The sequence below is a fragment of the Crocosphaera sp. Alani8 genome, from assembly GCF_038442745.1.
In the GTDB taxonomy this organism is placed as follows: Bacteria; Cyanobacteriota; Cyanobacteriia; order Cyanobacteriales; family Microcystaceae; genus Crocosphaera.
Window position 1 is genome coordinate 1 of record NZ_JARVCN010000415.1, and the last position, 2508, is coordinate 2508.

Consider the following 2508-nt stretch of genomic DNA (forward strand, 5'->3'; position numbering starts at 1 on the left):
ACGGTTTGATAAATCCCTCTCGTTTATAGTGCGGGGCTTCTCGGCGGTTAGCTAAAAACAGCCATTGTAGTGCTGCATCAACTTCCGGCTATTCCTGAAACCTTGTGGTTGAGAATATTAGGAAGAGGTAGAATACAAAAACAGGCGATCGATGAATTAGAAGCTTTACCAACTTCAAACCCCATTCGGTCAATCACTTTAGAACTATTATACAACCTACAGCAAAACTTAGAACTATCAACAGAACAAGATCAAGATGATCAGGAGTTAGTTATGCGCTTAAAACCACTTTATCAAGAGAATAAAGAAAAAGCCGTAAAAGAAAGGGAAGCTAATTTAATTATACGTCAGCTTAAACGGAAAATAGGCGAAATATCTTCAAAATTAGAGAACCAAGTTCGTGAATTATCTCTTGAGCAACTGGAAAATTTAGGAGAAGCCCTATTAGACTTTCAATCTGAATCCGATCTCCGTGATTGGTTCACACAACAAGATTGATTAGATTCTCGATATTTGTCTGTATAATAGCCGCCGATGTACAATGTACAAAACTGATAGAAGATTGTTTCACTGTGATGCGAGCGCTTTGCGGATCTCTTCCCTTGGCAAAAATTAGGACAAAACTAGACAGACTTGGACAAATCGCTTCATCACCACTAGCCCGATAATAGGATTAAACTGTCGAAAATGGGGCTAGAAATAGCTAGAATTCAGGAGAAGAACCTGAGCAGTTAGCTTGAAAAAACTAATCTGAATCTTATTTTTAGTGTAAATGTATAATACTGAGCCTACTGATTATTATACAGGTATAAACCTTAAGAACCTGAAACTCCTTATTGATGAGGGTTTGAGTCGATATTTGGATTCTCCATCGACTATTTTAAGCGATCGCTCAAAAAGCTCAAAAATGCCTGTAGAATGGTTATTGTTGAGATGGGCAACAAAAGACTATAATAGGGTTTGCTGAAAAAGTGGTTCAAAAAATTAGGAGGCCAAAAGCCAATAATTCATCTCCAAATTGATAACTTTGACTGCTACAAAGCAATTATAAAAATAAGTTTTAATTATCATATCCTGTTTGCTTAGTTTATCTGTATTGCTAATAAAAGAAAACGACAAAAGAGATAATAAAAACTGCCGGAGCAGTTGGGAAAGATTAACTACTAAAAATGTAATAGCAATAGCAGTTTCCGAGGTTTCCTTAAGCTTAGTTTTTACTAAATCTAGACTAAACTTTCTTTTCGCTTGTCCAAATTTTCCTTCAATTCTATTCCTAAATGCTTCGTCTATTCTAGTTTGCCTTTTATCTTCTTCACTGATGTTCTTAGGGGGTCTTCCTAAACCGAGTCCACTTAGTCTAATTCCTCTTTCTTTACACCAATCTTTATTAGCTTTACTTCGATAAATTCTATCTGCATGAACTGATGATGGATAATAACCATAAGTCTGCTTAAATTTTTCAACTTGTCCTTGTAAGTCCCCAGATTCATTAAAATTTTCCCAACTTATTCTGTCTAAATATATATAATTATCTATATAGCTTATAGATAGTTTTGCTCCAAACTCTGTAGGTTTTCCTGCTTTTCCTCTCACGATAGGTCGAATATGCGGTTGAGTTATACTGACGATTCTTTGGGGAACACTTTTGGTTCCTTTTTCCCACATCTGGAGTTGCTGTTCATAGACTTTTTTGACAGCTTCTAGAAGATTTCTTTGTCTTTTATTTAGACTTTTTAATGTCGCTCCCTCTAAGATTAGCTTCTCTATACTGACTAGATTTCTTTCAATATACTTAAGTTGTTTTCCAATCGCTTCTTTAACCTCTTTTTTAGTAGAACGACGGTTTTTCACTATTCTTAAATACTCTTTTCTAGCTATATTCCGATACGTTCTTGGCTTTTGCTTGAGTCTCGTTCTTATGGGTTTATAGAGACTATCTATGACCTGTTCAGTTGCTTTTCTTCCTTGATTTAATATTTCTAAATCTGTCGGATATTTTATATCTCCAGGGGCGCAGGTGGCATCTAATATCAGTTTACCTTTATTTTCCCTCTCTCCTATTTCTTCAGGGTCTGAGCTTAATTTTTCTTCTTTCTGCTCTGTCTTCTCCCTTCCCCTTTTGACCATTTCTTCATTAATTTGATTGACCATTTTAACAGTAATTCTTTGTCTAAAATACACCATCATGGAAGCTTCAAACGGAGCTTCAAATGTATAAGCTTCTAATCCGATAAAGTATTGTAAATATGGATTTTCTCTTATTTGTTCTACTGTTTCCCTGTCGCTTATTCCTAGTTGTTCTTTGATTATCAATGCTCCTAATGCCATTCTGAATGGTTTAGCTGGCGCACCTTTTTCCACTTTAAACTGTTTAGCATATTCTTCTTCAAAATCATCCCAAGGTATTAGCTCGGCCATGATTACCCAACGATTTTCTGCCGATAACTTAGTTCCGGGAGCGACGCAAAAATGTCGCATCGACCGGAATTCGGTGAAAGCGACTGGGGA

2 protein-coding genes are annotated in these 2508 nt (G+C 36.0%); one reads left to right on the plus strand and one right to left on the minus strand.

Annotated elements, in window-relative coordinates:
• Positions 1-69 precede the first annotated feature (69 nt).
• On the plus strand, positions 70-498 hold the full coding sequence (locus P9B04_RS20345; RefSeq protein WP_342056797.1) for a DUF4351 domain-containing protein: 429 nt from the start codon (positions 70-72) through the stop codon (positions 496-498).
• Between the two features lie 486 nt (positions 499-984).
• Here P9B04_RS20345 and P9B04_RS20350 read toward each other — a convergent pair whose 3' ends face one another.
• Positions 985-2478 carry an IS5 family transposase gene (locus P9B04_RS20350; RefSeq protein ID WP_342056798.1) on the minus strand — a complete coding sequence of 498 codons (1494 nt, stop codon included), beginning with the start codon at positions 2476-2478 and terminating at the stop codon, positions 985-987.
• Between the last annotated feature and the right edge of the window lie 30 nt (positions 2479-2508).

Excerpts from the sequence above, each read along its gene's own strand:
- P9B04_RS20350 (WP_342056798.1), bottom strand. The coding sequence starts at position 2,478 with ATGCGACATTTTTGCGTCGCTCCCGGAACTAAGTTATCGGCAGAAAAT.